9 protein-coding genes are annotated in these 12123 nt (G+C 57.7%); 1 reads left to right on the top strand and 8 read right to left on the bottom strand.

Annotation, left to right across the window (positions count from 1 at the left end; genetic code table 11):
• Positions 1–144 precede the first annotated feature (144 nt).
• From IVA79_RS31095 to IVA79_RS31070, 6 genes are read right to left on the bottom strand one after another with little or no spacing between them, the layout of a single operon-like run.
• A complete protein-coding gene (locus IVA79_RS31095) occupies positions 145–1734 on the bottom strand; it encodes a gamma-glutamyltransferase (protein WP_247560310.1) in 1590 nt (529 codons plus the stop codon).
• Between the two features lie 6 nt (positions 1735–1740).
• On the bottom strand, positions 1741–2505 hold the full coding sequence (locus IVA79_RS31090) for an ABC transporter ATP-binding protein (RefSeq protein WP_247560308.1): 765 nt from the start codon (positions 2503–2505) through the stop codon (positions 1741–1743).
• 7 nt (positions 2506–2512) lie between these two features.
• The gene (locus IVA79_RS31085) at positions 2513–3502 is read right to left on the bottom strand and encodes an ABC transporter substrate-binding protein (protein WP_247560306.1); all 990 of its coding nucleotides are present in this window, start codon (positions 3500–3502) and stop codon (positions 2513–2515) included.
• Between the two features lie 34 nt (positions 3503–3536).
• Entirely contained in the window at positions 3537–4313 is a 777-nt protein-coding gene (locus tag IVA79_RS31080) for an ABC transporter permease (protein ID WP_247560304.1), read from the bottom strand.
• Positions 4313–5074: an aspartate/glutamate racemase family protein gene (locus IVA79_RS31075; protein WP_247560302.1), complete on the bottom strand. Its 762-nt coding sequence runs from the start codon at positions 5072–5074 to the stop codon at positions 4313–4315. The genes IVA79_RS31080 and IVA79_RS31075 overlap by 1 nt, the downstream gene beginning before the upstream one ends.
• 8 nt (positions 5075–5082) lie before the next feature.
• Positions 5083–6255 (bottom strand): Xaa-Pro peptidase family protein, encoded by a 1173-nt coding sequence (locus IVA79_RS31070; protein ID WP_247560300.1) that lies wholly within the window; start codon positions 6253–6255, stop codon positions 5083–5085.
• A gap of 98 nt (positions 6256–6353) precedes the next feature.
• On the opposite strand from IVA79_RS31070, the gene IVA79_RS31065 reads away from it, so the two are divergent.
• On the top strand, positions 6354–7289 hold the full coding sequence (locus IVA79_RS31065) for a LysR family transcriptional regulator (RefSeq protein ID WP_247560298.1): 936 nt from the start codon (positions 6354–6356) through the stop codon (positions 7287–7289).
• Between the two features lie 501 nt (positions 7290–7790).
• Here IVA79_RS31065 and IVA79_RS31060 read toward each other — a convergent pair.
• Positions 7791–8963 (bottom strand): Xaa-Pro peptidase family protein, encoded by a 1173-nt coding sequence (locus IVA79_RS31060; RefSeq protein ID WP_247560296.1) that lies wholly within the window; start codon positions 8961–8963, stop codon positions 7791–7793.
• 1133 nt (positions 8964–10096) lie between these two features.
• A complete protein-coding gene (locus IVA79_RS31055) occupies positions 10097–10888 on the bottom strand; it encodes a hypothetical protein (RefSeq protein ID WP_247560294.1) in 792 nt (263 codons plus the stop codon).
• Positions 10889–12123: the final 1235 nt, after the last annotated feature.

The raw sequence follows: 12123 nt of genomic DNA, 5'->3' as shown, positions 1-12123 counted from the left end.
CACCTCCTTCAGAGGCTCAATCTTGGCTTTACACCGGCCGGTTCAATTATCCCGACGCAAAAGCGCCAAGCATGGCGGCCGCCGCCCGATGGCAGTACACCTCGCCAGTACCGGCCCGGACCACTCATTTCAGCAGGATGGTCGTCACTCGGCGATTGCATAGCAAGATCGTCGGGGATCCGCGCCCCCCATAAGGAGGCATCCCTCCTTTCGGATCGCGTTCACTCCCCCCATGAGACGGGACCAGGCGTCTACTCTCTTCACGGCCCAGCCGGCTTTCGTCAGGGCAGCGTCCCAGCTCAAGGGACATCTGCTCTCGAGCATCACTTCTCGTCCGGTATCGTGCCGTAGACGAGGCCACTCGATGGCGCATTGAATGTCTACTTCCAGCTCGAAGTGGCGTCTCATGACCTGGAACAGTGACTGCGGCTGCCCATGGTCTCCCGGCGTAGCTATCGCAAGCTCCACGCCTGACTCGCCGGTCAGCAACGCCGGGCAAAGTGTGTGGAAAGGACGAAATCCGCCACGCAGACCGCGGACCGGATCATCATCCAGGCGTTCGAGCATGGCGCGATTGTGCAGTACGATGCCGTGACGTGGACACACGATGCCCGATCCGAAGGATTCGAATAGCGATTGAACCCAGGAGACTGCGTAGCCGGCAGCGTCGATGACGACCAATGTTGATGTATCACCACCACCCGCCGTGCTCATGGCGGGCTGGGAATCGAGTGATAACGTACTTAGACGACGGGACGAGAGGAGGTCAGGCGGGAGGCAAATTCTGCGTTGATCGGTACAATAAGTGTCGCGCATCGCAAACGCGACGGATTTGCGTGACAAATAAGCCACAGGATCAATCAGGGGATCGGAATTGTCAGAAGGCGGCGCAGGTGGTTGAGCTTCGGTCAGAGCCAGCATGGCGAGCAGTGCAAGACCTTGCGAATTGGGTGGAGCCACATGGACTCGTTTTTGTCGCCAGATCGTTGACAATGGCCGGTCGAACGAGGTTCGGTGGGCAGCGAGATCTTCGAGATCGATCAGAACACCCTGGTCTCGCGCTTGCGCAAGCCATTGCCGGGCAAGATCGCCCGAATAAAACGATCTCCAGCCCCGTTTTGCGATGATGCGCATGGTCTCGGCGGCCTCGGGCTGTTTCAAGCGCTCTCCGATGCGGCGCCCGCCGGCCGGACCGAATTTGTCTCTCAAGGCAGGAAATTCCTGTGCAAGCGTCGCGTATTCGATTCCGTTGAAGAACTCCACCGCCGAGACGTCCAGCGCAACTCCCTGCTCAGCGAGCGCGATCGCCGGCTCCAGAACTTCCGCAAGAGAGCGACTACCGAACCGATCCAGTGCCTCGCCCCAGGCTGCGACTACGCCCGGTACGGTGACTGGGACAGGGCCGCGCCGCGGCATTGCGTTCAGACCGCGGTTGCGCAGCGTACCGACTGACATCGCGCGTGGCGTCGCGCCGGAGCCGTTGATCGCGGTGACATCACCGTTCGGCTTCCCGTAAAGAGCAATCGCGTCTCCCCCGAGACCGTTCATGAATGGGATAGCGATAGCCAAGCTTGCGGCGGCGGAAATCGCTGCGTCCATCGCGTTCCCGCCGCTGCGCAGAATCGCTGCTCCCGCTTCGGACGCTTTGGGATGACCGGCCACGACCATGCCGCGGTCGCCCATGACGACGGGGCGATGCGATCTGAGTGTTTCGGCTTGAATGGTTGTGTTCACGGTCGATTACTCCACAAATCCGGATGCATTCATCAACATGCGTATGCGCTCACACGCGCTATGGAATTCCGGGTCGCGCAGCGAAGAGAAATCGCGCGGCCGCGGCAGCCCGATTTCTATGATTTCCTGGATCCGTCCTGGGCGGGGCGACATTACAACGACCCGATCAGCCAGCATGACAGACTCCGTAATGCTGTGCGTGATCAGAAGCACGGTTTTTCCTGTCTCCATCCATACCCGCTGGAGCTCGAGGTTCATCTGCTCGCGCGTCAGTGCGTCCAGGGCCCCGAACGGCTCGTCCATGAGGAGCAACGACGGATTGGTGACGAGTGCTCGACAGAGCGCCACCCTCTGTTGCATTCCACCGGACAGCTCGTAAGGCCTGCTATGTTCGAAGCCACGGAGGCCGACCAGCGCCAGCAACTCCGCGATTCGCTTCGGCTCTTTGCCGCAACGTTGAATGTCTAAAGGTAGCTGAACGTTCTGCTGTACCGTGCGCCATGGAAGAAGTACCGGGGTCTGAAACACGATACCGATGCCTGGACCAGGCTCCCTGACTACTTTGCCGCCGATCCTGACCTGTCCGTTCGTCGGCTCCATCAGGCCGCCGACGAGCCGCAGCAATGTGGATTTTCCGCACCCCGATGCGCCGACGATGGCGACGAACTCGCCGGCGCTCACTTCAAGGTCGATGTCCCGCAAAGCCTCAATGCTGCCCTTGCCGACTCCGAAGGCTTTCGAGACACCGTGTACTGTAATCGGTTGAGCCATGGCGCGCTCAGACCTCGAGCAATTCATTCGTATAGAGCTTGTTCAGTTGAACTGCTTTGGGAAGGCTTCCATATTTCAAAAGCAAGTCCTGCGTCTCGCGCCAGTCCTGCTCGGCCATGAAGCCAGGCGGCTTCCCCTTCGTATTGCGTGTATCCAAAGTGGGAAACGTCAACTCGAGTTGCCGGCGTAGAACGCTTCTGTTGCGCGCCTGTTGTGGCAATCGTTTGATGAGGAGGTCGACGGCCTTGTCGGGGTTCTCCTTAGATGCCCTGAAGGCGTCCAGCGAGGTACGAACGAACGATTTGGCGGCATCGCGATTCTGCTGAACCCAATTGGCATTGGCCACGAGTCCATTGTTCATCATTTCGACGCCGAAATCGTTGAACAGGAAATAGTGGAGCTTGGCTCCCTGGTCTTCGAGTTGTGCGACTTGCACATTCACGTTGGCCGGGATGGCATCGGCCCGCCCCTGCAGAAAGACCGCATTCTTTGCGCCCGTTGCTGGGTTGAGCACGTTGATCTTGCCTGCATCGACGTTGGATCGCTGCAACAGCGCGGGAAGCATCTGTCCAGTGCTCTCGGCGGGTGCATAGGCAACGACCTTGCCCTCCAGCTCCTTGGGCGCGCGAATGGGCGCGTCCGCATGACTGATGACGCACATGGCGTTCGAAATCACCCGTCCGATCGCAACCAGCGGAATGCCCTGTTCGATGGCCCTGATTGCGCTCGTGAAATCGATGAAGCCGATCGGGTCGTTGCCCTGCCCTACGATCTTGGCGACTGTGGCCGAGCCTTGGCCCTCGCCAATGCTGACATCCAGTCCAGCCTTCTCATACATCTTCTCTTCCAGCGCCAAATAGAATGGCGCATGCGACCCGTAAACTGCCCAATCGAGTCTAAAGCTGATCGGTGTCGATGCTTTCGCCCGCCGAATAAAGGGAGCCGAGAGGGCGAATGCCGCCGCTCCGAGTACGATAGTCCGCTTTGAGATCTTCATAGCCTCCACTCCTGCGTCGGTTGCGTGAGGAAGATCACGCTGTCACGTTCTGCAGACGTATTGTGCTGTGCCAGGGTATGACCAGCCGCTCGACAAATTCGACCGCGTAGTAGAACACCACCCCGATGATCAGCAGCACTATCAGAACTGCGAACAACAGCGTCGTATCCAGATTTGCATTCGCCTGCAGCAAGAGGTAACCAAGACCGACATTGGCTCCTACCCATTCGGCGATCACGGCGCCGACCACAGAAAGCGCTATCGGAACCTTCGTGCCGGCGAAGATATTCGGCAGGGCTACGGGGAGGCGAAAGTGAAAGAACATCTGGAGAGTATTGGCGCGGACAGAACTCGCGAGTTCAAGCATCTCACGCTCGATGCTCCGCAGGCCAACAATGGTTGAGATCAGAATCGGGAAGAAAGCGACCAGGAACGTAATCACGAACTTTGGGCCGAGCCCCAGGCCGAACCAGACCACGATGAGCGGCGCCAAGGCGACCTTCGGAAACGTCTGGCTCAGAATCAGCCATGGCATCACCGCACGTTCAAGCACCCGAGATGCGACCAGGACGATTGCGAGGGGAACACCAAAAGCAATCGACAGCAGAAATCCGCCCAACGTGATGTAGATGGTGATCCAGCTATGATGAAGCAGGAACCAGAAGTCTTCCCGCATGCGTTGGATCACGTCACCAGGCAATGGCAGGAGATACGGTGGGACCCGAAAGATCTTCACAGCGGCGTACCAAACCAGCAGTAAGGCGGCGAGCGTGCTGACGGGATAGAGGCACGATATGATACGGTTGAGCATCAGAGCAGGCCCGAAAACGTTGTCCTCGCACACGCATGATGAACGAGAGACACCAGATGCGTGAAATCGAATACCGGAAGGGAGATTTCGGCCTGTATCGCTGCGGCGTAGGGCGGGAGCAATGAGCATTCCAGGAGGAGAGCTCCTGTATCGGGAGCTTGGTCGACCAGTCGCTTGGCGACCGTAACCACCTCGCTCTTGATCCGAGCAAAGTCCAGCGTTGTCTTGTCGTCCCAAGCGGTTGCAGCGAACTCCGGGCAACCGTCCATCCCCACAATGTGAACCCGCGCGGGGTGGATAGCTGCCTCTTGAAGATGGCGTGAGGACAGGCTGGCTGCATCGGCGGTAATTACACCGACGCGACGCCCTCTTCTCAGGGTAGCGGCAATGAAGGGGACCAACATGAGCGATGACGCGAATACCGGGACGCTAACTGCCTCGAGCAAATGATTCTGAAATAAGACTGCGAAGCCGCACGACGTCGTAATGGCTTGGCAGCCCTGATCTTCGAGGCAACGAGCACCGTCGATCCAGGGCTGTATCGCCTCTCGGAACTGCTTGCTTTCCGGATCAAGACTGAGGAGATCGCGTACCGTCCGGCTGCCTGAAAACCCCTTTACGACGTGGTGCATCACCGGGAACGGGAATGATGATGCATTACCGATCGCACCGGGCGGCCGCGGAAAGCGGCCTTCGATCATCAGGATCCCGATCCGATGACCGTAGACGTTATGCCCGCCTCGCAGCAGATCGCTTTCCATTGCGAGCCTCAGGCTTTGCACAGCAGTTCGCGCGGAAAATCGGCAAAGACGTCGGCGCCTCGCTCCGTCACCGCGAACGTTTCTGAGATCACCACTCCGTAGTCTTCGGTCCAGATCGCCGGAATGCAGTGGAAGGTCATGTTTGGCTCAAGTTCAGTCCGATCTCCGGCGCGGATACTGGCCGTAAGTTCGCCCCAGGTCGGGGGGTATCCAATGCCCACCGGGTAGCCAATTCGGCTTTCCTTCTCGACGCCGTATCGCGAGATTACTGCTTTCCACGCGGCAGCCAGCTCTTCACACAAAACGCCTGGCCGCACTCTTTCCAGCACGGCGCTCAGGCCTTCCGCGATCACCTTAGCCGTGAAAGCCATGCGCTCTGTCGGCTTGCCAAGATAGATGCACCGCGAAAGAGGCGAGTGATAACGATGCCTGACGCCGCCGAGTTCGATATAGATAAGGTCGTTCTCAACGAGCGGTGCGTCGGTCCACGACAGGTGCGGAGCGGAACAATATTCACCCACCATCGCATTCGGCGGCTTGCACGGGAACGTTCCACCGAACTCAGGCAGTCCCGCCGTCGTCACTCGGTACACTTCGGCCATGACGTCGCACTGGCGAACTCCGGGACGCGCTGCATCGAGTGCTGCCTGCTGCGCTGCGGCAGCAATGCGACCCGCCTGGCGCATGTACTCGAGTTCGCGTTTTGACTTTACCATCCGGCATCGATTGACCAGCAGGAACGCGTCGACGAATTCGCCATTCGGAAGATTCTTTTTAAGGATCGCGTCCCACTTGGCTGTGTAATAGTAGTCGTCGGTCTCGACACCGATCCTGCCGCGATCCCATCTACGACGCTGAAGTTCCTCGCTGACGAACTGCATCGGGTGAAGCTCGGATGAGCTGACATACTTGTCCGGATAGGGAACGACGTTCTTCGGAGCGAGAAAGGCGGTAAACTTCGCCCCGACAGCATCCATGCCACGGCCGATCCAGATCGGCTCTTCTTGCTGCTGGCTGACCACCACCATCTGAGGCGTATAGAACGACCACCCGTCGTAACCCGTGAGCCAGAACTGATTTGCCGGCGAAGCCACGAGCAGAAGATCGATGCCGCGCTGCGCCATCTCTTTCTTCACTCGAGCAACACGCGCCAAGTACTCCGATCTCTCGAACAGCAGCATTTTAGGTCCTTCCGCCTCTTTGAAGTTCGTCCCAAGGGTTGCGCGCGGGAAACAGTCTGTCTAATGAATAGTTCTGCGAACTAGATAACCGGTCGGTAATGAGGCGGCTCAACCTAAGACTGCTCGAGGTGTTCAGGGTTGTGTTCGAGACGGGCAATGTAACAGTTGCCGCAGACAGGCTCGGAGTGACCCAGCCCGCAGTCAGCAAATCACTGATTGAGTTGGAGCAGGACGTCGGTTTGGTACTGTTCGGGCGAGAGCGGCGCCGGCTGATTCCCACAGAAGACGCCGTGCGCCTCTATGAGGAAACCTCGCGCCTTTTTACGCACGTAAAGGTCTTCGAAGATCGCATTGATGATTTCCGATCTGGATGCGACGGACAGTTAGCGATCGCTGCGATCCCGACGTTGGCAAGTTCTATCGTCGTTCAGGCCGCGGTGGCTCTGCAGAACAAAGCCCCGCTCGTCAAAGTCAGGATCGTAACAGTATCTCGTGCCGAGGTCATCAAGGCAGCGACGCATCATCAGGTGGATCTCGGGCTGTTGCATGCGCCTGTGGCGGACCGCGACCTAGACGTCGAGATAATCGGCGAAAGCGAGATTGTTGCAGCAGTCCATCGAGGTCACCTTTTCGAGACTTACGACCATGTCACGCCGCGCGATCTGGAGGGTCATCCTCTCATAGGTACATATATCGGCTCGCCAGCCAGCTACCTCGTTCGCGAATGCTTCGAGGCGGCGGGCATAAAGATGCAAGTGGCACTGGAGGTTAATAGCTCTTCAGTGGCCTTCGCAGCAGCTGCTTGCGGGGGGTACATAGCGTTGATCGATCCCTGGCCGAGCCAAGTCGTTCGTGATGATAGATGCGTGCTCGTCAAATTTCGACCCGTTGTACCTCAACGTATTGCGCTACTGACTTCAACTTTTCGGCCTCCATCACGAGTTGCCCAACTATTTGCCGAAGAGCTGAGGCACGAGATCATCAAGGCCGCGGCTTCCACGCCGTTCGTGAGAGGAATGATCAAGAGCAGCTGAGTTCTGTCGCGGGCATCTCGGCATGCAGATGTATGTGACTCCCATTTCGAGGGCTTATCCGCCAGCGCAACGATCTCGTTCTCGTGATCAAAAAGGTAGGATCGCTGCTAAAGGATCGAAGGCGCCTCTTTAGCGATGACCATGTTCTCTGTGACAACAGCAAGTGCTATAGATGTCGGTGCCACCTTATTCCTCTGCAATGAGGCGTGTGGCAGAAGACTGAGCTTGTGGGATGGGCCCACGGCATTTTTCTATCGACGTGTTTGCTCGTTCGGGTTCGAGCTGGCGGCGAACGCCACGCTGGGATTTGATGGACATTCCCTTGGCCGCTTTTAGAGACATGCTTGGAGAGCAGTGTCGAAAAGACCTGTTGCGCTCAACTGTCTCATATAAGAAAGACTGTTGCTCTCGGTTACGTGTCAAAGCGCAGCATTCAAACCTCCCCGGACATCCCGCAGGCTTGGCATTGCCATGCCTGCAGGTCTTCCGGTTCAAGTTTCGTTACGCAGAAATCTCGAAGAGTTCGCGTGGCAGCTTCGTGAACGATTCGCCGCCGGCATCAGTCACCCGAAACGTTTCGCTGATGACGTAACCAACATCTTCACCGATCCAGTTTCCCAGCATAAGGTGAAACGTCATGTTTGGCTTCAGAACGGTCATGTCGCCTTCCTTCAGGCTTGCCGTCGGTTCTGTCCAATCAATCCCGACAGCGTACCCACAACGCGACTCCTTCACGAAACCATGCTTCTTGAGCGCGGCGTTGAAAGCGGCGGCGACATCGCTGCAGGTCGTGCCGGTCTTGGCGGCATCGAGTGCGGCTTCCAAGCCAGCCACCTCTCCTTCGTGCAACCGACGTACTTGATCTGACGGCTTGCCGATGGACATGGTGCGCATCAATGGAGACGTATAGCCGTGGCGCACCCCGGAAAATTCGAGATTAATTTGTGAGCCCTCTTGGAGGACGTCCTCGGTCCAGCGAATGTGACATGTGGACGTTCGGGGCGTAGCGCACAGAAAGAAGCCGGCGAGGTCCGTTCCAGGCCTGCCGTTGGCGCCACGCACAAGCGTCGCAATGATTTCCGCAGACGCATCTGCTTCGCGCACGCCCGGGCGGATTACCTCCTTTGCTTTGAGCATCCCGGCATCGGAAATAGCGGCGGCTTCTCGCATCATCGCAATTTCCAGATCAGATTTCACGCCCCGGATCCAGGTGACCGCGTTGGTGCAATCAACGACTTTCGCATCTAATCGCGATCTGAACTTCTCCACCGTCACAGCCGGCAGAAACTTCGTTTCAAGGCCGATATTTTTGCGGCCGATCCCCTTGTCCAGGAGGAAATCGATTATTGCATCATATCCATCGCGGTCAGGATTAGCGATGAGCGCTTCTGGGTAGCCGATCACACGGCTTCGATCGACAAACATCTGATGAAGTGCCGCCGGTGCGTCCATGAGGCGCGTGATGAAGGTCGGCTCTTCATCGTCAATTGAGACTACCAGACCTTGGGGCACATATCCCGACTTCGAAGTGTATCCCGAAAGGTAGGTGATGTTGGCCGGGACCGTGAGCACGAGCGCTTCAATCTCGCGTCGCTCCATCTCCGACTTGACGGAGGACAATCGTCGAAGATATTCAGAACGAGGAAACACCTGCGCGGCTTTTGGGATCGTCATGATTTCTACTCCTTGGCTGAGATGATGAGTTCTTCTATTGCGTTTTGCGCTGGCGCGCCCGGTACAGCTTGGAGCCAGGCCAGAGAGCAATTCGATGCCGGCAGGCCACTCAATTGAGGGACATTCACGATCGATTTGGGTATCCTTTTGCGGCAGAGATTGACTGCCGAAGATGACACAAATTCAGCGACTCCAAGCGGCATTGAATTGCTGACCCTGCCGTCCGAACAAGCAGGACGTCGAATGCTTCTAAGGTCGACGTGTAGACGCCAGATCGGATCTGCCCAGAATTCCCGGATCCGCGGCCGAGTGCACCCATTATTCGGTAACTCCGGCTCGCGATGCATGGCATGACCCACCGCGATGACTGGGTCCTTTTCAACGACAGAAAGCAAGTTGTTCGCAATCGTTTCCATTGACGCCCTCGCCAGACCCGAGTTGCCGCGCAGGTCTTGAATAGCAAGCCCGGCTCGCCGCAACACAGCGACTACTCGTGTCAAAACGCAGTAATGCTGCAACTTTTTCCTCTAATACGCACATTAGCGGAGGTCCTTTCAGCTACCGCAGCCAATTGAATGCAACAGATCTGCACTGTCGGCCGGCACTGCCTGTCGGGCGTCCCTCCCCCGGTTTGAATATTTGAACGCCGATTCACAGCCCGCGGCACGAACGCCGGGAAAAGTGCCTTCCGCTACAATGTCGAAACAGGTTCGGTTTACATGCCCGACGCCTCGATCACTAAACACTGGCTTGGCGACCGTCCGGTGGCGATGAGCGAGCCGCCAATGGTGATCAAGCCTGCTACACCCATGGCCGTCACCGGTCTGACCGAAGGAGGCATCAAGAGGCACCGTTGAATCACCCTCAACGATCGTCGCCCCCATGGCATGTAGCGGACTTTGCGGTGCACCCAGGCAGGTAGATGATGTTCGACGCAACTACAACCGCCGTGACATCGATCTCACGTCGCCTCATTCCAACAGGTCCGCGGGTATCTGATTGCAGAAGCGCTTACCGCCTTTCGGCACCGCAATAATTTCAGCCTGTTATCTCGAACCTTGGGTTCTTGGCTCCGTTGCGGCCGATGATGGCGCCTGTGCTGGACCAGATCTTCATTTTCTGTCCGACGATCGTCAACGCGTCGACGCCAATAGGCTACCAAATCCATCGATCGAATGACGATAGCCCACGAGCCGAAGTGCATCCCAAGCCATTGCCTGGGAGCTGCTAACAACTGGTATGCCGATCTCTTTTTCCAGATCAGCGATATGCGGCACGACAGGGGTGGCTGTACACGAAACGAACAGCGCATCCGGCGACGCCGAACGAACGAGCGCTGTTGCAGCTTCAAAAATTGACTCGCGGCACAACTCTCCGATGTCGGCGTCCGTGGATTTCTCAAAGGTACCGTCGGCGGTGATGTCGAATCCATTCTCCTTGAAAAACGGAAGAAATGATCGGTGCACCTCACGTCGATATGGCGTAAGGAGCGCTATTCGTCTTGCTTTGAGATCGCGCAGCGCTGCGAGTCCGGCAACCGCGGGTGACGTGTATTTTAGGCCCGGTCTTGCATTCGCTAGCTCCGAGAGCAGGCTTTTTGCGCCCATTGCGACCGTACCACTGGTGCAGCTAAAGGCTAGAACGTCGACGCGACCCGCGGGCGGCAGGGTGCCCGCAACCTGAGCGAACGAGGTTGATAACGAGAACCCTCCCCCCCTATGGTCGTACGCCGTCCTCGTTGTAAAGACCGAGATTTCATTCTTGGGAATGATAGATGTGAACGCGTCACCACCGACCTCATCTGTCGACAGCAGAATAAGACCAATTCGCCCCATCAACTTAGACGCTCGAGGGGATCCATCGAATACTCTCGTGGAATTCTGGCTGTCCATTGTTACCTCTCCCTGCAACTCAACCTCGGTCATCCAACTGCCCGCGACTCCGCAAGCTCCTCAGAATTGACTGAGAATACCATCGCGCCAAGAGATGTTTCCATTGCATTAGACCCATCTGTCGATTTTTTCCTGCAAGTCGCACCGCTCCTTTTTGGTATTTGTACCACTTTCGAGAAATCTCCTTAGCAACCCCGCCCCAGCGCGGGGGGCCTCGAATGCGAGCGCGGCGTTCGTCAGCAGGATCTTTCGCGAGCTGCTTTGCGAGGCCCGGACCAATGGAGATGTACCGCGCCAAAGAGACATCTTTCCTGCCAGCGCCGATCTGAATCCAGGCTTTCGGTGAGCCGCGACTGCCCTGGGTAGATGAGCCGCATCAGCGTCTCAGTGCGAAGCACGTCGTGTGACGGCGCGACGATCGGGGTGGCGGCCCGAATGACGTCGTATGCACGAAGGAGCCGCTGGCCGAAGCGCGCAGCTGCCGAACCAAGGCAGATTGACGGTACGCACGTCACGTATGCCGAAATTGTCGCAACATGGGCGTCCTGTCCTGAACGAAGGCTCTCTGCCAGCCGTTCCCGGAGGAGCTTCCGGAACAGCTTCGCCATTTCGTTGATGACGAAGACCGCTGCACGAATGATGCATTCAGTCTGTCCAGGGTTAGCGGAGGCGGGCGACGGCCTCGGCGACTTGGCGGACGCGCTTGGACCGCAGCGCCCTCTGCTCTGAGTTGGCATCTCGAGTGTTCCTTCCCAACCTCGGCAATTGATATTTGTGGCCTCGCATCAGGAATGGTGCTGACGACCGCGCCGTCATCAACCGTAATTGCGCGAGGGACTAACTTCGCTGGCCAAGCGGGGCGGTAGTGATTGGCTGAGCAGTACGCCATCTTGCCAGTGGTGTTGAGGGTGAGTTGGTCGACAGATTTGGCTGCCGCGCCCTCTCTAACAGAATTCTCGTCTTGAACGGTGCGCGCACAAATGGGCTCCGCTTCCTCGGCCGATTGGAAGCACACGGGGACGTTTCGCGGCGGCGCATGGCAACCGCTCGCCACCAAGGTTTATCTTGGAGCTGGCATTGCAAAGCGTTGCGTGGCTTGATAACGGCGGCGCTGTCGGCATTTGAGATAAGGCTGTTGTTGCGAGAGCGTCATTGATGCCGGCGAGTGCAAACCTCCGCGACCACGTTGCGGTCGATGCTATGCGCCAGGACGACTATCAGTTCGAAGTTGAATAGGTGCGGCACCGATGGATGGTGAACAGCAGCGC

Source organism: Bradyrhizobium sp. 138 (assembly GCF_023074075.1).
Classification (GTDB): domain Bacteria; phylum Pseudomonadota; class Alphaproteobacteria; order Rhizobiales; family Xanthobacteraceae; genus Bradyrhizobium.
This window is presented reverse-complemented; position numbering and strand designations above follow the sequence as displayed.